The organism is Bradyrhizobium sp. SZCCHNR1093 (genome assembly GCF_032381175.1).
In the GTDB taxonomy this organism is placed as follows: Bacteria; Pseudomonadota; Alphaproteobacteria; order Rhizobiales; family Xanthobacteraceae; genus Bradyrhizobium.
This window is the reverse complement of the sequence record NZ_JAUHJJ010000005.1, coordinates 210852-227911: the sequence shown is the minus strand read 5'-3', so window position 1 is coordinate 227911 and position 17060 is coordinate 210852. Positions and strand designations below refer to the sequence as shown.

General features: G+C 66.5%; 16 protein-coding genes. 11 read left to right on the top strand and 5 right to left on the bottom strand.

From position 1 onward, the window contains the following. Positions 1-49: 49 nt before the first annotated feature. The gene (locus tag QX070_RS18925; RefSeq protein ID WP_315738508.1) at positions 50-859 is read left to right on the top strand and encodes a CbbQ/NirQ/NorQ/GpvN family protein; all 810 of its coding nucleotides are present in this window, start codon (positions 50-52) and stop codon (positions 857-859) included. 3 nt (positions 860-862) lie between these two features. Beyond that, a complete protein-coding gene (locus QX070_RS18920) occupies positions 863-2746 on the top strand; it encodes a nitric oxide reductase activation protein NorD (protein WP_315738507.1) in 1884 nt (627 codons plus the stop codon). A 60-nt stretch (positions 2747-2806) separates the two neighbouring features. Here QX070_RS18920 and QX070_RS18915 read toward each other — a convergent pair whose 3' ends face one another. Further along, the gene (locus QX070_RS18915) at positions 2807-3241 is read right to left on the bottom strand and encodes a DUF2267 domain-containing protein (protein WP_315738506.1); all 435 of its coding nucleotides are present in this window, start codon (positions 3239-3241) and stop codon (positions 2807-2809) included. Between the two features lie 1224 nt (positions 3242-4465). Here QX070_RS18915 and QX070_RS18910 point away from each other — a divergent pair. Together QX070_RS18910 and QX070_RS18905 are read left to right on the top strand one after the other, a co-directional pair. Further along, positions 4466-4708: a hypothetical protein gene (locus tag QX070_RS18910; RefSeq protein WP_315738505.1), complete on the top strand. Its 243-nt coding sequence runs from the start codon at positions 4466-4468 to the stop codon at positions 4706-4708. Positions 4709-5004: 296 nt separating this feature from the next. Further along, on the top strand, positions 5005-5793 hold the full coding sequence (locus tag QX070_RS18905; RefSeq protein ID WP_315738504.1) for a creatininase family protein: 789 nt from the start codon (positions 5005-5007) through the stop codon (positions 5791-5793). Positions 5794-5894: 101 nt separating this feature from the next. Here the strand turns inward: QX070_RS18905 and QX070_RS18900 are convergent, their stop codons facing one another. Next, entirely contained in the window at positions 5895-6833 is a 939-nt protein-coding gene (locus QX070_RS18900; protein WP_315738503.1) for a LysR family transcriptional regulator, read from the bottom strand. Between the two features lie 153 nt (positions 6834-6986). On the opposite strand from QX070_RS18900, the gene QX070_RS18895 reads away from it, so the two are divergent. From QX070_RS18895 to QX070_RS18865, 7 genes are read left to right on the top strand one after another with little or no spacing between them, the layout of a single operon-like run. Continuing rightward, the gene (locus QX070_RS18895) at positions 6987-7961 is read left to right on the top strand and encodes an N-carbamoyl-D-amino-acid hydrolase (RefSeq protein ID WP_315738502.1); all 975 of its coding nucleotides are present in this window, start codon (positions 6987-6989) and stop codon (positions 7959-7961) included. A gap of 26 nt (positions 7962-7987) precedes the next feature. Next, positions 7988-8809: an ABC transporter substrate-binding protein gene (locus QX070_RS18890; RefSeq protein ID WP_315738501.1), complete on the top strand. Its 822-nt coding sequence runs from the start codon at positions 7988-7990 to the stop codon at positions 8807-8809. After that, positions 8806-9660, top strand: a complete 855-nt coding sequence (locus tag QX070_RS18885; protein WP_315738500.1) for an amino acid ABC transporter permease — start codon at positions 8806-8808, stop codon at positions 9658-9660. Before QX070_RS18890 ends, QX070_RS18885 begins: the two co-directional genes overlap by 4 nt. Then, on the top strand, positions 9657-10424 hold the full coding sequence (locus tag QX070_RS18880; RefSeq protein WP_315738728.1) for an amino acid ABC transporter ATP-binding protein: 768 nt from the start codon (positions 9657-9659) through the stop codon (positions 10422-10424). The genes QX070_RS18885 and QX070_RS18880 overlap by 4 nt, the downstream gene beginning before the upstream one ends. A gap of 4 nt (positions 10425-10428) precedes the next feature. Continuing rightward, positions 10429-11247 carry an ABC transporter substrate-binding protein gene (locus QX070_RS18875; RefSeq protein ID WP_315738499.1) on the top strand — a complete coding sequence of 273 codons (819 nt, stop codon included), beginning with the start codon at positions 10429-10431 and terminating at the stop codon, positions 11245-11247. Beyond that, positions 11234-12127, top strand: a complete 894-nt coding sequence (locus tag QX070_RS18870; protein ID WP_315738498.1) for a polysaccharide deacetylase — start codon at positions 11234-11236, stop codon at positions 12125-12127. Before QX070_RS18875 ends, QX070_RS18870 begins: the two co-directional genes overlap by 14 nt. Beyond that, on the top strand, positions 12124-13497 hold the full coding sequence (locus QX070_RS18865; RefSeq protein WP_315738497.1) for an amidohydrolase family protein: 1374 nt from the start codon (positions 12124-12126) through the stop codon (positions 13495-13497). Before QX070_RS18870 ends, QX070_RS18865 begins: the two co-directional genes overlap by 4 nt. Positions 13498-13503: 6 nt before the next feature. On the opposite strand, the gene upp is transcribed toward QX070_RS18865, so the two are convergent. The 3 genes from upp to QX070_RS18850 form a co-directional block, all read right to left on the bottom strand. Beyond that, positions 13504-14133: a uracil phosphoribosyltransferase gene (upp, locus tag QX070_RS18860; protein ID WP_315738496.1), complete on the bottom strand. Its 630-nt coding sequence runs from the start codon at positions 14131-14133 to the stop codon at positions 13504-13506. A 274-nt stretch (positions 14134-14407) separates the two neighbouring features. Continuing rightward, a complete protein-coding gene (locus QX070_RS18855; protein ID WP_315738495.1) occupies positions 14408-15637 on the bottom strand; it encodes a URC4/urg3 family protein in 1230 nt (409 codons plus the stop codon). Positions 15638-15652: 15 nt separating this feature from the next. After that, on the bottom strand, positions 15653-16909 hold the full coding sequence (locus QX070_RS18850) for a GTP cyclohydrolase II (RefSeq protein WP_315738494.1): 1257 nt from the start codon (positions 16907-16909) through the stop codon (positions 15653-15655). Positions 16910-17060: the final 151 nt, after the last annotated feature.

Below are 17060 nucleotides of genomic sequence, written 5' to 3'. Positions count from 1 at the left end.
GCGGCGGCCTCGATGCCGCCGCCCGCATCCCCCGATTCGGAGAGTGATCATGAAGCCCGCGCTGCACGCGATCGATACCGCCCCGTCGTTTCCCTCGTACACGCCGACCGGCAATGAATGCGCGCTGTTCGAGCATGCGTTCCGGCATCGCCTGCCGGTGCTCCTGAAGGGCCCGACCGGCTGCGGCAAGACCCGCTTCGTCGCGCACATGGCGGCGCGGCTGGAACTGCCGCTGCACACGGTGGCCTGTCACGACGACCTCACCGCCGCCGATCTCACCGGACGCTATCTGCTCAAGGGCGGTGACACCGTCTGGACCGACGGCCCGCTGACCCGCGCGGTGCGCGAGGGCGGCATCTGCTATCTCGACGAGGTGGTCGAGGCCCGCAAGGATGTGACCGTGGTGCTGCATCCCCTCACCGACGACCGCCGGATCCTGCCCTTGGAGCGGACCGGCGAGGAGCTGACCGCGCCCGACGGTTTCATGCTCGTGGTGTCCTACAATCCTGGCTATCAGTCGCTGCACAAGGCGCTCAAGCCATCGACGCGGCAGCGCTTCATCGCCATCGAATTCGGCTTCCTGCCCGCCGAGGAGGAGATCGCGGTGGTTGCCGCCGAGAGCGGGCTGCCGCCGGAGCGCGTACGGCCGCTGGTGGCGCTCGCGCATCGGCTGCGCGCGCTGCAGGGCCATGACCTGGAGGAGGGCGTCTCCACGCGGCTCCTGGTCTATTGCGCAACCCTGGTTGCGGCTGGCACGCCCGTCGCCGACGCCGTGCTCGCCGCGATGATCGAGCCGCTCACCGATGACGCCGACGTCAAGGCCGCTTTGCGCGAGGTCGCGCGTGCCGTGATCGGGTGAGCCATGCTCGACTTTCTCGAACTGGAGGAGACCGTCGGTCGCGCCTGGCACCGCATGGTCGGCACGACCTCGAGCTATCCGGTCCATCCGGATCAGGCCGTCGCGCTGAACGAGATCAGCGGCCGCATCGCCGTGATGTTCCGCGCGCTGGGCGGCGAGAGCGGCGTGCAGGTCGCCGGAGCCAGGGCGCGCAAGTCGGGCCATCGGCTCGGCTGGCGCCAGCGCATTGGCCTCGGCGACGAATGCCTCGATCAGGCCGGGCGCGACGGCGCCACCGTGTTCCTGCCGGAGACCATCGCTTTGCTGCCCGATCGCGCGCTCAATGCGCAGCTCTATCACTGGCTCGCGGCGTGGTTCGCGACCATGGCGGTCGAGCCGATCGCGGAGCGCGATCCGCTGCGGCATGATCTGCTGGCGCTGCGCCGGGCCTGTGAGACGACCTCGCTGGTGCTGGCGCGCTTTCCGGGACTGGCGCGTACGCATGCGCAACTCGCCGAAGCGCTGGCTGCGGCGCGGCCGCGGCGGCCGCTGCCTCGGCTCGAGCAGCAGGTCGAGCATATCGTCATGGCGCTGCTCGGCGTCGGCGCGCCGCCCAAGGGCGCGTTGCCGGAGGCCGCCCCGCCCGGCTATCGGCCGATGCTGCCGTGTCCGCTATGGGGCGATTGCTGGAGCCGCGATGCCGTTGCCGCGGCGCGCGAGGACGACGAGACGCAGACGCCCGCGGAGCAGGAGGGGGCACCCGACACCCGCAAGCGCTTCGCGCGGCGCGAGCGCGACGACACGGCCAAGCGCCATCCATTCATTCTCAACCGCTTCGAGAAGATCCTGGCGATGGCGGAGATGGTCAATGTCGATCGCCCTTCCGACGATACCGACGATGACGATGCCCGCAAGGCCGCCGACGATCTCGATGAGCTCGCGATCGCCAGGCGCAAGGGGCGTCCGGCGAGCAAGCTGAAATTCGATCTCGACCTGCCGCCCGAGGCGGTGGACACGGCCCGGCTCGACAGCGGCCGGCTGTATCCCGAATGGAATTATCGCAGCGACGCCTATCTGCCGGACCATTGCCGCGTCGTGACCGGCGACGCCGCCGAGGCGGGCGAGGCGTGGGCTCCGGACGATGCGATGCGTCGGCGCATCCGCAGCGTACGGCGCAGGTTCGAGACCTTGCGGCCGCGTCATGAGGTGATGCGCGCGCAGGCCGACGGCCACGACCTCGACATCGACGCGCTGGTGCGCGCGCGCAGCGATCTCAATGCCGGCCATGGCGGACTTGATCGCGTGCATCTGGCGATGCGCCCGCTCGCGCATGATCTCGCGGTGACCCTGCTGGTGGACGTCTCCCTGTCCACCGATGCGTGGATCGACGGCGTGTGCGTGCTCGACGTCGAGAAGGAGGCGCTGCTGGTGCTGGCGCATGGGCTGTCGGCCTGCGGCGACAGCCACAGCATTCTCACCTTCACCTCGCGGCGCAACTCATGGGTCCGCCTGGAGACCGTGAAGGCATTCGGCGAGCCGATGAGCGGGCGGGTCGAGCGCCGTATCGGTGCGCTCAGGCCCGGCTACTACACGCGCATCGGCACGGCGGTGCGTCACGCCGCCGGCGAGCTCGCCGAGCGACCCGAGCGCAAGCGTCTGCTGCTGGTGCTGACCGACGGCAAGCCGAACGACGTCGATCACTATGAGGGACGTTTCGCGATCGAGGACACGCGCAAGGCGGTGCTGGAGGCGCGGCGCGGCGGCGTCGCGGTGTTCGGCGTGACCATCGATGCGTCAGCGCAGTCGTATTTTCCCACCCTGTTCGGCCGCGGCGGCTACGGCATCGTCGGCAACATCAGGCGACTGCCTGCAGCACTGCCCGCGCTTTATCGGCAGATTGCCCATTGAGGTCGGACGCTGGTTGCGAGTTGCGAGCTGTTTCTCACCTTTCAGGAGCTTGCCCCCCCTTCAGGTCGCCGGCTCGCGCAGATTCCGCAACGGCACCGGCAAATGACCCATCAGCTTGTCGAACTCGCCGGGGTCGAGCTTCTCCCAGAGAATCTCGAAAATGCCGCGTGCGGCCCTGAGCGGATCGACCGGAAATTGTGGCGGCAACTGACGGAAGATGTCATCGACGAAATATTCGAGATGGCGGTCCTTGGTCGGCGTCGCCGCGTGATGCCAGCCTTCGTAGTAGATGCCGCGAATGAGCAGCGGCAGCTGCGCGCCGAAGTTCACGGCGGTCGCCATCGGCAGGCGGTCGCGCAGCACATGCAGCACCGCGCGCAGCGCGTTGTAGGCCTGCTGTCGGCTCGAGAGCGCGAGGCGCTGCTCGATGGCCTTCAGCCAGATGTTGGTTTCCTGGACGGTGTGATCCAGAGCCGTCACGCCGATCTCGCTCATGTGATTCTCCATGAATGCTGCACAAGATGAATGCTGCACAAGGACCGTTCGCGGGACGCCGAACGAGGCAACAGCGACGACTGATTCGCTAGGACGCCTTGTGAGTAGGCGGCGCGTTCTCAGCGAGGATGTTGATCTGCATCAACGCGAGTGTTGTGGCCGATCGTGAGGTAAATGGAGGGTCAACCCCGCCGGGCCGCTGTTGACGGTTCCCGCTCATCTGCGCCGAGCCGCCGACAGGGATACCGGGCGGCGGGCGCGGCATCCGTGATCTCACGGGGATCGGGGTTCACACTGACAAACAGCAGGACAGCACATCGCGATCTCGCGGCGCAGGTTACGCCCGAGGCTTGCATGACGTCACCCTCTTCAAGTGAGAGGGCGCAGGGAAGGCCGGGAGCTCGCCGCCCCCATGGCCCCCGTGCGGAAAGAATGCACGGGGCAGGAACCACAGGTTCGGCCGAGGCATCCCGGCCTTCCCTGCGCGACGGTGTTACGGCTTATACGCAATCTCCCCGGTGAACGGGCTGTCTTGCCACCGTCACCCGCGTGAGGCTGAAACCTCGTCGCGAGCTTGACGCCAGCGTCGCGGCGCCAGGACCATGCGATTTCGCCGTCCGCGCCGTGCCGTTCGTCCGCAGGCATGACACCCGCTGCGACACGTCGCGTCCATCGCATCCCGCACTCCACGTCTCGTGACGTTCGCGACACGCCCCTCTTCATGAGGCGGGATGCGCGAAATGTCGTCCCGATTTGCCCGACGGTGCAAGCGGTTTATCTGCGGCAGACTGGCACGACGGGCAATTCGCGCATGGCGGTCATGCCGAGTCATTCATTCGATGCGCCGGGATTTTGCGTGACCTCGCTCAGTTGGAGCGCGCATCTCACGCTGGAATCGGGCTTATGCCTTCGAGGCGGCGCGAGGTGAGCGCTGCGGGCACTGAGAGACATGCGACCACAGCGCTCGTCGTTCGCGGTGGCGAGCATGACTCCGAGCGTCCGGAAAGCTCGCAAATCTGGAACTCGCGCGACTCGTTCGCAGTGAACATCCCGAGATCATCGCGGGCCGGCGCTGCGCCGTCAGGTTGAACCGTAATCGTCCTGCTTGTGAAGAACACGTCTTCGCTTGCTCGTCGCGACAGACTCACCTTACATCGGAGTCGTCCGAGGCGGAGAGATCGCGTCTCGACACCCCTTCAACTCACGAATCGACGTCGGCTCGCAATGCTCAAGTCTGCCCAAGAGAAGTCTGTTCACAACAAGCCTGCTCAAGACAAATCCGGCAAAGACCTTCCGCTGACCGGCTATGCCGTCGTGGTCGATGGTCAGATCAAGACCGAGTTCAAGACAAAAGAGGGCGCGCACAACGGCGCGCATGACCTGAAGCGCCGGTTTCCGATGTTGCAGATCAGGGTGTACGACGCGGAGACGAAGCAGACCCACGACATCGAGTTGGCGCGGGCGTGAGTCGGCCTGCCGTGCGGGTCCTGGTGTCGTGAGGACGCAAGGCCGTTGCACCTTGTTGAGGTCATCGCAGTCGTTGTCGATGTTTGAGTGTATGGAAAGCGTGCTCCTGATCTAGCCGAGGGTCGGTGCCCGCTGCTGCGCCCTCGCCCGTTGTGGGAGAGGGCGCTGTATCGTGCAGCCGCGTCGTGGCTGGGGTGCACGGAGACGGCTGTCGCGGCCTGCGCGCAAGATGCGCCGTTGCGGTGTCGGGTGGTATGAGCCAATCTTCCTCATCTCCGACCATGCGAGCAGCCATCATGACAGAAACCGCCTGGAACAGACTTTCCGCCGCAGCGCTTCGCGCGCTCGCGGCGCGCGACGCGATCGTGTTGTTGCCGGTGGCCTCGACCGAGCAGCACGGCCCGCATCTGCCGACGGGCGTTGACGACTTCCTGTGCAGCGAGGTCTGCCGTCGCACCGCGCTGGAGCTGGCTCCAGACTATCCCATCGTGGTCGCGCCGACCGTCTGGTGCGGGCTTGCCGACCATCACGTTCCGTTCGGCGGCACCTTCACCCTCGGTCTCGCCACCTACCACGCCGTGCTCAGGGACCTGTGTCGCTCGATCCTGAATGCCGGCTTCCGCCGCATCGTGATCGTCAACGGCCACGGCGGCAACATCCAGGCGCTGGCCACTCTCACCGGCGAATTGACGCGCGAGCTCAATGCGCCGATCGCGACGACGACCTATTTCATGGAAGGGCGGGAGATGATGGCCGAGGTCCTCGAGGATCAGGAGGGCGTGATGCATGCCTGCGAAGCCGAGACCTCGATGATGATGGCGGTTCATCCCAGCCTCGTCGATGCGGCGAGGCTCGACGCGGCCTTTGGGCCGAGCTTCGACATCATGGGCTCGCTGGTGCCGTCGCTGAAAATGTTCAGATCGTTCGCCGACATCACGGCCTCCGGCGTCGCAGGCGACGCGCGCAAGGCATCTGCTGCAAAGGGCGAGAAGCTGCTCGCCGGCTGCGCGGCGGCGCTGGCGGCGCGACTGCGGGCGGGCGAGCCATGGTCGACTGCAACAACTCCGCCGCCAGCCGCAAGATGACAGCGACGCAGAGCATCATCCCGGGAAGCCCGCCGCAGGCAGGCGTTTCGGATGATGGGCCGCAAACGATACGTCCACCGGTTTAATCATGGACGGCAAGCTCAGCCGCGTTCCGCGGAAGCGGCGAGACTCGGAGCCCCGATCGCGTCGACGCAACCGGCGAGACTCCGGCTCGCGTTGCGCACCTCGTTTCGAAACGTCTTCGCCAGATTCGACAGCGGCCTTGCCTCGGACCACAGCACATAGGCCGACACCGTGGTGCAGGGCGTGAACGGCCGTACCACGAGATCATGCCCGCCCTGACGCGGCGAGAACGGATCGACCACGGCGACACCGACGCCGGTCGAAGCCAGCACGCAGGCCGTGTTGCAGTAACGCACTTCGACGGTCGGCTGGAAGTCCGCATCGACTTGCCGGAAGCTCTCGCGCACGGCTTCGCCGAGGCGGGTGCCGCGTTCGAGGCCGATCAGCGGGAACCCGGCGAGATCCCGCGCTGAAATCACGTCGTGGTCCGCAAGCGGATGCCGGGCCGGCATCACGCAGACCATTTCGCCGGTGTGCACGACCTCATGGGCGATCCCGGGATGGTCGGACAGTCCGAGCGCGAAACCGAGCTCGGCGACATTGCCGAGCACGCCCTCGATGATGCCCTCGTAGCGGCGCACGTCGAAGAACATTCGCGTCTGCGGCCGGCGCCGCAGGAAGCCTGACAAGGTCGGCGGGATGATGCTGTAGGCGAGCGGCGGCGTGGCGACGATCGACAGATGACCCGTCTTCTGCTCGCGCAGGTCACGCACGCGGTTTTCCAGCCGGGCATGCAAGGTGAAGATCGGATCGCTTTCCTCATAGAGCGTCATTGCCTCCGGCGTCGGAAACAGTCGGTTGTTGACGCGCTCGAACAGGGTGAAGCCGGCCTGGGCCTCCATCGCCTTGAGCGCGTTGCTGATCGCGGGCTGCGACAGCGCCAGCTCTTCGGCGGCGGCGACGGTGGTGTGATGGCGGATGACGGCCCGCAGGATCTCCAGCTGGCGCAGGTTCATGACATGGTCGCCCTATAAGCCCCGGTGATGGTCTTGGCCAAAATATCATAGCGCGCGGCCGTGTGGGCAGGTTGCAAATCCCGCGCCGCTTTCGCCAAATGATCCCTTCTTCCAGTGCGCGCATCCAGGCGGCGTTCCGCCTGATCGTTCGGCATGGCGCACAGATCGGAGGCACTATTGAGCCGTATCTTCCGCGCCGCCGCCGCCCAGATGGGACCGACCCAGCGCGCCGACAGCCGGACGCACACGCTGTCCCGCATGATTGCGCTGCTGGATCAGGCCGCCAGCCAGGGCGCGAAGCTGGTGGTTTTCCCCGAGCTCGCCTTCACGACGTTCTTTCCGCGATGGATCCTCGAAGACGAGGCGCTCGACGACCATTTCGAGCGGTCGATGCCAAACCCGGCCGTCGCCGCGCTGTTCGACCGGGCGCGAGCGCTGGGTGTCGGCTTCTATGTCGGCTATGCCGAGCTGACGCCGGACGGACGCCGATTCAACAGCTCCATCCTGGTCGATCCCGACGGCGAGATCATCAGCAAATATCGCAAGGTGCATCTGCCGGGCTCGGTCGAGCCGCGGCCGGGCGCCAGGTATCAGCAGTTGGAGAAGCGCTATTTCGGCTACGGCGATCTCGGCTTTCCAGCGGTGCGCGCCGGCAGCGAATGGGGCGGCGCGATCATGGGGATGATGATCTGCAACGACCGGCGCTGGCCGGAATCGTGGCGCGTGCTCGGGCTGCAGGGCGTGGAGCTGGTCTGCGTCGGCTACAATTCCGCGGCCTATGATCCGAATGGCGGCAACACCGAGGATGCCTCGCTGCGCACCTTCCATTCGACGTTGGTGGCGCAGGCCAACGCCTACATGAATGCGACCTGGGCGATCGCGGTCGCAAAGGCGGGCGACGAGGACGGCAGCGGGCTGATCGGCGGCTCCTGCATCGTCGATCCCAATGGCTGCATCGTGGCGAAGGCGACGACGCTCGCCGATGAGGTCATCGTCGCCGACATCGACCTCGATCTGTGCCGCCAGGGCAAGGACAAGATGTTCAACTTCGCGGCGCATCGCCGGCCGGATCAGTACAAGGTCATCACCGAGCGCGCCGGCGTGGTCGAGCCGGTCGCGGTCGATTAGCCATTCACATGGGGGAGTGTCGCAGGATGCGCCGTTCGTCGTTCGCAGGTTTCGTCATCCTCGCCTCGCTTGCTCCGGCGGGGGCCGCGGAGCTGCCCGCCGAGATCAAGCAGGCTGGCGTGCTCAAGCTCACGGTCAACTCGACCTACGCGCCGATGGAATATCACGACCCCGCCACCACCGAGCTGAAGGGACTCGACATCGACCTGGCCAACGAGCTGGCGAAGCGGCTTGGCGTCAAGATCGTCTGGAGCGAGACGCCGTTCGCCGAGCTGATCCCATCGCTGCAGACCAGGCGCGCCGACTTCATCATCTCCGGCATCTCCGATCGCACCTCGCGCCGCGAGACCGCCGACTTCGTCGACTATCTGGTCACAGGCCCGCAATTCTTCGTGCTGGCGGAGAGCGATGCCAAGGTCGCGACCGATCTGTGCGGCAGGAAGATCGGCACCACGCGCTCGACCAGCTTCCCGCAGGAGATCGAGAAATGGAGCAAGGCGGTCTGCGAGGCGGCCGGCAAGCCGGCGGCGCAATATGTGCCGGGGGAGAACTCGATCGATGTCCGCAACCAGCTGAAGCAGGGCCGCATCGAGGCCGCCGTGCAGGGCAGCGAAACCTTGCCCTATGCGCAGTCGCAGGAGGCCGGCAAGTATCGCATCGTCGGCGAGCCCATCGCCTTGGGCTACCAGGGCATCATGTTCCGCAAGGACGATGCGGGGCTTCGCGAAGTCGTGACCGAGCAGCTCAAGGCGATGATCGCCGACGGCAGCTACAAGGTCATTCTCGACAAATGGGGTCTCGGCGCCAATGCGGTGCGCGAGCCGATGCTCAACGCGGCGCCGCAATGAGCCGCGCCGATGTGCTGGCCGATGGCTTTCCCGACCTGTCGGCGCACAGGATCGCGCGCAAGGCGCATTGGGGCCGCTGGCTTACGGCTACCGTCATTGTCGTGATCCTGCTGGCGATCGGCCGCGCCTTCGCCAGGGGCCAGATCGAATGGTCTTACGTCGAACGTTTCCTGACCGCGCCGGTGATCCTGCGCGGCATCGTCAACACCATGGTCATGGCGGTCGCGGCGATGGCGCTGGGCATCGCGCTCGGCGTGGTCGTCGCGATCATGCGGCTGTCGCCCAATCCGGTGCTGCGGTCGGTCGCCGCCGGCTACACTTGGCTGTTTCGTGGCACGCCGCTGATCCTGCAGCTGCTGCTGTGGTTCAACCTCGCGCTGGTGTTTCCGACCATCGGCATTCCCGGCCTGTGGAGCGCGCGCGCCGTCGACGTGATGACGCCGTTCCTGGCTGCGCTGCTCGGGCTCGGCATCAACCAGGGCGCCTACACCTCGGAGGTGATGCGGGCCGGGCTGCTGTCGGTCGACATCGGCCAATACGAGGCGGCGCAGGCGATCGGCATGGGACGGCTGCAGGCGCTGCGCCGGATCATCCTGCCGCAGGCGATGCGGGTGGTGATCCCGCCGCTCGGCAACGAGTTCATCGGCCTGGTCAAGGCGACCTCGCTCGCCAGCGTGATCCAGTATCCGGAGGTGCTGCACTCGGCCGAGAATATCTACTACGCCAATTCGCGCGTCATCGAGCTCCTGATCGTCGCCGGCCTCTGGTATCTGCTCGTGGTCTCGGTCCTGACGCCGCTGCAGATGCTGCTCGAACGCCGTTTTGCCCGCGGCATCGCGCGGGGACGCTGATGACGCCGCTCGTCGCCATCCGTCAGGTCAGCAAGCGCTTCGGCGAATTCCAGGCGCTCAAACAAGTCTCGCTCGATGTGTTCGAGGGCGAGGTGGTCTGCATGATCGGGCAATCCGGCTCCGGCAAGACCACCTTGCTCCGTTGCGTCAACCAGCTGACCACGGCCGACAGCGGCGGCATCTGGCTCGACGGCGCGCTGCTCGGTTTCCGCGAGCAGGATGGCCGGCTGCATCGGCTGTCGGAGCGCGAGATCGCGCGGCAGCGCCTCGCCTGCGGCATGGTGTTCCAGCGCTTCAATTTGTTTCCGCACATGACGGCGCTGGAGAACGTCATCGAGGGGCCGGTGCAGGTGCAGAAGCGTGGATCGGCCGAAGCAAAGGACGAGGCCATGGCGCTGCTGCGGCGGGTGGGCCTCGCCGACAAGGCGGGCTCCTATCCATCGCAATTGTCGGGCGGCCAGCAGCAGCGCGTCGCCATTGCGCGCGCGCTCGCCATGAAGCCGCGGCTGGTGCTGTTCGATGAGCCGACCTCGGCGCTCGATCCCGAGCTGGTCGGCGAGGTGCTCAGCGTGATGAAGGAACTCGCGACATCGGGCATGACCATGCTGGTGGTGACGCATGAGCTCGGCTTCGCGCGGGAGGTCGCCGACCGGGTGGTCTACATGGATCAGGGTGTGATCGTGGAGAGCGGCCCGGCCCGTGAGGTGCTGCGCGCGCCGCGCGAGGCGAGAACAAAGGCATTCCTGGCAGCTGAAGTGGGGTGAGGTGATGGGTTTGAAGTCGATCATGTTGGCTGGGTTCATGAGCGCGGCCGTGGCGGGCGCGGCTCTCGCCGCAGAGCTGCCGGCCGAGATCAAGCAGAGCGGCCTGCGCGTCGCGGTGGTGCCGAACTATCCGCCGATGGAGTTCAAGGATCCGGCCACCGCGACCCTGACCGGTTTCGATGTCGAGCTCGGCGAGGCCTTGGCCAAGAAGCTCGGCGTCAAGGCGGTGTGGCAGGAGACCAGCTTCGACCAGTTGATGCCGGGCCTCGCCACGCAACGCTTCGACATCATCCTGACCGGCATGACCGACTACAAGAGCCGGCAGGACACCGCGACCTTCCTCGACTATCTGCGCAGTGGTCCGCGCTTCTTCGTCCAGGCTTCGCGCGCCAACGAGTTCAAGGAGCCGACGGCGCTGTGCGGCAAGAAGGTCGGCGCCTCCAGGCGAACGATGTTCCCCAAGGACATCGCTGCCTGGAGCGAGAAGAACTGCGGCGCGAGCCCGATTCAGTTCGTCGGCACGGAAGGCTCGGCCGATGCGCGGACACAGCTCAAGCAGGGCCGCATTGACGCCGCCGTGCAGGGCAACGAGACCTTGCCCTACATCATGGATCTCGAGCCGAACACCTATGTGCCGGTCGGCGCGCCGATCGCCTACCAGTATACGGGGCTGGCGACGCCGGTGAAGGCGGAGGAGCTGCGCGAGGCCTTGCGCGACGCGCTGGAGGGCCTGATCGCCGACGGCAGCTACAAGGCGCTGCTGGCCAAGTGGAAGCTCAGCGACAATGGAATCGAGAAGGTGCTGATCAATGCTGGACAGTAAGGCGCTCGCAGGCATTCCGCTCATTCCCGCCAACACCGCGCCGCCGGCGCCGGACTATCCATGGCCTGCGCCGTATCGCGCGGCCATGTTCCTGTCGTTCGATATCGACGCCGAGAGCGCCTGGACCTCGAAGGATCCGGCGCATGCCGCGCGTCTGGTGACGATGAGCTTTGGCGGCTATGAGGCGCGCGTCGGCACGCCGAAGCTGCTCGAGCTGCTCGCCGAGCTCGATCTCAAGGCGACGTTCTTCATCACGGGCTGGTCGGTCGACGCGCATCCGGCGATGGCGGAAGCCGTGCTGAAGGCCGGGCACGAGATCGGCCATCACGGCTATCACCATCTGTTGCCCGATCCCGGCGATCCCTTCATCATCGAGGAAATCGAGCGCGGCTTCGAGGCGATCCAGCGCCGGCTCGGCGTCCGTCCGATCGGCTACCGCGCGCCGTTCGGCGAGTTCTGCGAGGAGCTGCTGACAGCGCTGGTGCGGCAGGGCATCATCTACACCTCGTCGTTCCGCGACGACGTCAGGCCGTATCGCCATCGCCTCGCGGACGGCAAGCCCGGCACGATCGAGATCCCGGTGACCGCGAGCTATGACGACTGGATGCACGGCCTGTCGGCGCGGTTCTCGCCGCGCTCGATCTTTCCGAAAGAGCATGTGCTGTCGATGTGGAAGGACGAGCTGGACGAAGTCCGCGACTGGGGCGCGATGGTGACGACCGTGCTGCATCCGCAGGTCTCGGGACGGCCGATGCGTTTCCGCCTGTTGCGCGAGTTCCTGACCTACGCGAGGTCGTGCCGGGACGTGTGGATCACGACCGGGGCCGAGATCGCGGCGAACTATCAGCGTCATGAGGCGACGGAAGCGAAGGACGCATGAGCACGACCGCGATCTTCGGCAGCTACGTGTTGACGCGCAAGGACGGCGTCCAGGATGTGCTGCGTGATCACTGGGTGCTGGTCGAGGGCAGGCGCATCGCGGCCGTGACGCGCGATCGGCCGGCGGCGGACGAGGTGTTCGATCGTCCGGGCCGCTTCGTGCTGCCGGGCCTGTTGAACCTGCACAACCACATCTTCAGCGAGGCGATCGCACGCACGCTCACCGAGGACGGCAACGGCCGGCGCAACAACAAGAGCATCGTCTACACGGTGCTGCTGCCGCTGTCCAAGCGCGGGGCCGAGATCCTTTCGGTGGAGGAGCGGCTGGCGATCGGCCGCATGGGGGTGCTGCAGCTCCTGAAGGGCGGCGCCACCACGGTCATGGAGCCGTTCCGCAACACGATCCCGGAGCTGTTCGATGCGGCTCTCGAGATGGGCCTGCGCTTCTACGGGGCGCCCTATCTGTTCTCGACATCAGATGCCAAGGCGGATGCCTCCGGCGTCGTGACTTACGCGGGCAATGACGGCGAAGCCGACATGGCGATCTGGAATGCGCTGTATCAGCGCTGGCACGGCCAGGGCGACGGCCGCATTCGTCTCGCGATGAGCCCGCACGCGACCGATACGTGCGGACCGGATCTGTTGCGCGCGGCTGCGAGCCGGGCGCGCGAGCTCGACATTCCCATCACGACGCACATGGCGCAGAGCGCAGGCGAGGTCGCGACCATCGCGCAGCGCTATGACGGCCGCACCCCGGCCGAGTATCTCGATTGGCTCGGCCTGCTTGGTCCAGATCTGCTGGCCGCGCATTGCCACGCCTCAACCGATGCGGACCTTGCGCTGATGGCGACGCGTGGTGCCGGCGTGCTGAACTGCCCGCGCGTGTTCGCACGCGCCGGCGTCACCGCCGCCTTCGGCCGCTTCGCCGCGCATGGCGTACGCACGGCGGTCGGCACCGACGGCTACAACATGGACCTGCTCGGCGAGCTCAACGCGGCGTCGATGATCTCGAAGATCGCGCTGGGAAGCGCCGAGACCGCGAGCGCGCCGGAACTGATCGACGCGGTCACGGCGACCGCCGCCGCGATGATCAAGCGGCCTGATCTGGGCGCAATAGCACAGGGTGCGACCGCCGATCTCACCGTCGTCGACATGACCCATCCGCATCTCCAGCCGCTGCACGATCCCCGCCGCGGCCTGATCGCCCTCGCCAACCGCGCCAACATCGGCCAGGTGATGGTCGACGGCCGGCTGCTGATCCACGACGGTCGCTATCTCCACGGCAACGAGGCGGCCATCATGGCCGCAGGTACTGCTGCGATCGAGAGGATCTGGGCGCTGCCGGAGGCGCAGGCCGCGTTCGCCGGCTGACCGCTGCTACCTCGTGCCGTAGGCGCGGTCGCCGGCATCGCCCAGACCCGGCACGATGAAGGCGTCGTCGTCGAGGCCCTCGTCGATCGCGGCGGTCCACAGCGCAACATCAGGATGCAGGCCGCGCACGCGTTCGACGCCTTCGGGGGCGGCGATCATGCAGACCATGCGGATGTCCTTGGCGCCGCGCTCCTTGAGCCGGTCGACCGCGGCGACGGCGCTGTTGCCGGTCGCCAGCACCGGCGTCACCACGACGGCCAGGCGCTCCTGCAGGTCGGACGGCGCCTTGAAGAAGTACTCGACGGCGGTGAAGGTCTGCGGCTCGCGGTAGAGGCCGATATGGGCAACGCGCGCGGTCGGCACCAGGTCGAGCATGCCGTCGACGAAGGTGACGCCGGCGCGCAGCACGGGCACGAACACCAGCTTCTTGCCGGCGATCTTGGCCGACTGCATCCGCGCCAGGGGCGTCTCGATTTCGACCTCCGTGAGCGGCAGGTCGCGCGTGACCTCGTAGCACAGGAGCATGCCGATCTCCTTGAGCAGCTCGCGAAACGACTTGGTCGAGATCGACTTGTCGCGGATCAAGGTCAGCTTGTGCTGCACCAGGGGATGATCGACGACCGTGACGCCTTCCATGGCTTTCATCTCCGAAGCGTAGGGTGGGCGAAGGCGCGAAGCGCCGTGCCCACCTGATATTAGCTCAGCTTGGAATGGTGGGCACGCTGCGCTTTGCCCACCCTACGCGCTACTGATCAGTTTCGTCATTGCGAGGAGCGGAACGACGAAGCAATCCAGACTTCCTTCCTGGCCCTGGATTGCTTCCGCCGTCGCCCTTCGGGCTATGGCGGACAAGTCGCTTCGCTCGCAATGACGGAGGCGCAAGATCGATGAGTTTAGCCTCAAACCCCCCTTAAAACACCGTGCCGTCGCTGATGATGGTCAGCGGCGGCGAGCCGTCCGGGCGGCGAGCGAAGGCGAGCTTGCGGCCGGCGCCCCAGCTGCCGCCTTCGAGGATTCGCGCCAGCGGCAGCTGCTCCGCGGTCTGGCCGGTGCGCTGACGGATCAGCAAGGCCAGACGGTCGAGCAGGGCGACGGTCAACGCGCGCCATTCCACCACCAGCGGCGAGTCGACTGCATGGGCGCGCGCGGCATCGGCAGGGTCGCGCAGCAGCAGCACGCCGCCATCGACGAACAGACCGCCATTGCGGTACTCGGCAAGGCCAGTGAGGCCGTCGATGTTCTCGACCACCAGGCCCGCGCGCTGCAGCGGTTCGATCAGCGAATAGCTCAGCCATTGCGACAGCTTGTGCAGCGGGACGAGGTTGCTGAGGCCATCGTCAGTCGGCAGTGACGGATGACGCCAGCAGTCCCCGAGACTGGTGCCGTTCAGCAGGATGCGCGAGGGCCAGATCCGGCCGAACTGACGCAACACCGATTGCAGGATCGCGTCCGCCTGAATGCGGCCGTCCTCAGCACGCGCGGCGAGGTCATCGAACAAGCCGCCAGGTCTTGGCGTATCACGATTTGGGAAGATGCTCCGATCGGAATGGGGATTGACGACGGCGCCCAGCCTTCGCAGCAATTCGACCCGGCCTTCGAGCCCGACCAGTGGATTGTCGGCACCGACCTGAAAGCCGCGTTCGAGATCGCCGACGGTGAGCTGCTTCAGCTTCGCTGCATCGGCCCGCAGCGGATCGCTCGCGTCGGCCGAAAACGCGCCGCTTGCGAACATGTCGAGGCTGGCCAGCGCCAGTCCCTCGGAGCGGCCGATACGCGTGTCGCCTATGACATCATGGTAACGCCACGCCGCGCCGGCGCCCGCGTCGAGCAGCACGCTGGTGATGGCGAGATCGAACTCGGCGCGCGCCCGTGAAGCCGCATTCGGCCAATTCACTTTGTCGGCAATCGCGGCCCAGCGATCGACACCGCCGACCACGAAATGCCGCCAGCGCGAGTGGAACGGCACCTCGCCATCGGGATAGGCCTTGCTGGTGACGTCCAGCACGAGGTCGGCGATCGCATCGAGCTTGCCGATCTCGACCCGAAAATGCGGCAGCTTGTCGGCAAGGCCGAGCGCCAGCATCTGATGCGCGCGCTCGCGCACTGCGCGGGCCGAGAGGAGATAGGAGACGTCGTCCATGATCTCAGGCTTCGCTCAGTATTTCTCGAGCGGCCGGCCGACGGTGTCGCCGAGCGCCTCGGGCTTCTGCGGCTCCAGCGAGAAATAGCCGGCCGCCTTCTTCGCCGCGATCTCGACATGGGCATCCGCCGGAATCAGCTCGTCCGGGATCGGCACGCGCTCGACGATATCGACGCCTTGGCCCACCAGCGCGTCATGCTTCATGTCGCTCATCGAGATGAAGCGGTCGATGCGTTTGATGCCGAGCCAGTGGATGACGTCGGGCATCAACTGCTGGAAGCGCGCATCCTGCACGCCGGCGACGCATTCGGTGCGCTCGAAATAGGCGGCGGCGGCGTCGCCGTCCTCCTGGCGCTTGCGCGCATTGTAGACCAGGAACTTCGTCACCTCGCCGAGGGCGCGGCCCTCCTTGCGGTTGTAGACGATGATGCCGAGGCCGCCGTTCTGCCCGGCCGCGACACATTCCTCGATGCCATGGATCAGATAGGGGCGGCAGGTGCAGATGTCGGAGCCGAACACGTCGGAGCCGTTGCACTCGTCATGCACGCGACATGTGATCTTCGTCCGGCTGTCATTGAGCTTGTCGACGTCGCCGAACAGATAGACCGTGGTGCCGCCGATCGGCGGCAGGAACACCTGCAGGTCGGGTCGGGTCACCAGCTCCGGATACATGCCGCCGGTCTGCTCGAACAGGCCGCGGCGCAGATTGGTCTCGCTGGTGCCGAAGCGCGCGGCCACGCCGGGCAGGTACCACACCGGGTCGATCGCGATCTTCACCACGGAGACGCTGCCATTGGCATGCACGACGTCGCCGTCATGAACGAGGCGCTTGGCCGCGAGCGCCGCATGCAACTCCGGCAGCTCGATGCGCGCCTTGGTCACGGCGATCGTCGGCCGGATATCGATTCCTTCCGCGATCTCGCCGCCGAAATTCTCGGCGACCAGATGGCCCCAGGGATCGAGCGCGACGATCTTCGCCGGATCGCGCCACTGCGCGAACGGGCCGATGGTAGCGGCGGGATGGGTGTTGGTGAGATCCGGACGGCGGATCGGATCGAGCGCACCAGATGATACCGCGAGCGCGCGGTAGACCGTGTAGGAGCCGCCATGGCTGCCGATCACGTTGCGGTCCTGCGGACGCGACACCGTGCCGATGATCGGGCCGCGCTCGCGCGCGCTCTCGGCGCCCCAGTGGAGCGGGAAATTGTGCTTGGCGCCTGGCACCGGGTGCGAGGTCAGGCGAATGTGATCCGTACGGTTGGAGCGAGTCATCGGACAGCTACCCCCAAAACGGCAACGGCCCGCCTTGACGACGGGCCTGAGCAGAACGAGTTCACGTTTTCCATGCATCAATATAGCAGTTTTTCCCCGGCAAACAAGTGGTTCCCGGCGGCCGTCTATTTGTAAACGAATGGTGTCGACC

Excerpts from the sequence above, each read along its gene's own strand:
- QX070_RS18890 (WP_315738501.1), top strand. The coding sequence starts at position 7,988 with ATGCGCCGTTCGTCGTTCGCAGGTTTCGTCATCCTCGCCTCGCTTGCT.
- QX070_RS18905 (WP_315738504.1), top strand. The coding sequence starts at position 5,005 with ATGACAGAAACCGCCTGGAACAGACTTTCCGCCGCAGCGCTTCGCGCG.
- QX070_RS18875 (WP_315738499.1), top strand. The coding sequence starts at position 10,429 with ATGGGTTTGAAGTCGATCATGTTGGCTGGGTTCATGAGCGCGGCCGTG.
- QX070_RS18920 (WP_315738507.1), top strand. The coding sequence starts at position 863 with ATGCTCGACTTTCTCGAACTGGAGGAGACCGTCGGTCGCGCCTGGCAC.
- QX070_RS18895 (WP_315738502.1), top strand. The coding sequence starts at position 6,987 with ATGGCGCACAGATCGGAGGCACTATTGAGCCGTATCTTCCGCGCCGCC.
- QX070_RS18910 (WP_315738505.1), top strand. The coding sequence starts at position 4,466 with ATGCTCAAGTCTGCCCAAGAGAAGTCTGTTCACAACAAGCCTGCTCAA.
- QX070_RS18900 (WP_315738503.1), bottom strand. The coding sequence starts at position 6,833 with ATGAACCTGCGCCAGCTGGAGATCCTGCGGGCCGTCATCCGCCATCAC.
- QX070_RS18865 (WP_315738497.1), top strand. The coding sequence starts at position 12,124 with ATGAGCACGACCGCGATCTTCGGCAGCTACGTGTTGACGCGCAAGGAC.
- QX070_RS18925 (WP_315738508.1), top strand. The coding sequence starts at position 50 with ATGAAGCCCGCGCTGCACGCGATCGATACCGCCCCGTCGTTTCCCTCG.
- QX070_RS18915 (WP_315738506.1), bottom strand. The coding sequence starts at position 3,241 with ATGAGCGAGATCGGCGTGACGGCTCTGGATCACACCGTCCAGGAAACC.
- QX070_RS18855 (WP_315738495.1), bottom strand. The coding sequence starts at position 15,637 with ATGGACGACGTCTCCTATCTCCTCTCGGCCCGCGCAGTGCGCGAGCGC.
- QX070_RS18870 (WP_315738498.1), top strand. The coding sequence starts at position 11,234 with ATGCTGGACAGTAAGGCGCTCGCAGGCATTCCGCTCATTCCCGCCAAC.
- upp (WP_315738496.1), bottom strand. The coding sequence starts at position 14,133 with ATGGAAGGCGTCACGGTCGTCGATCATCCCCTGGTGCAGCACAAGCTG.
- QX070_RS18885 (WP_315738500.1), top strand. The coding sequence starts at position 8,806 with ATGAGCCGCGCCGATGTGCTGGCCGATGGCTTTCCCGACCTGTCGGCG.
- QX070_RS18850 (WP_315738494.1), bottom strand. The coding sequence starts at position 16,909 with ATGACTCGCTCCAACCGTACGGATCACATTCGCCTGACCTCGCACCCG.